General features: G+C 27.8%; 1 protein-coding gene. It reads right to left on the reverse strand.

What is annotated here, in order from left to right:
- The coding region (locus tag HMPREF2644_RS00150; RefSeq protein ID WP_257284995.1) for an alpha-2,3-sialyltransferase at positions 1-227 on the reverse strand (227 nt) is incomplete at both ends.

Consider the following 227-nt stretch of genomic DNA (forward strand, 5'->3'; position numbering starts at 1 on the left):
AACGCCTGATGTAATCCTCTTATTCTCATATAATTCGTGATATTGTAAATGAGCATTAAAAGCTCGTAGTTTTTTCAAATAGCAATGACCAAGATCAATTTGTGGCAGTAATTTTTCTAAATGCTGGATTTTCTTTAATGTTGAATCCCCTAAATTCAGAAAAGATGCTAAGATAATATCAGCATATTCATATTTATATTCATTATTTTTAATTAATTGCATAAACG

Source organism: Haemophilus sp. HMSC071C11 (assembly GCF_001837655.1).
Lineage (GTDB): Bacteria > Pseudomonadota > Gammaproteobacteria > Enterobacterales > Pasteurellaceae > Haemophilus > Haemophilus influenzae.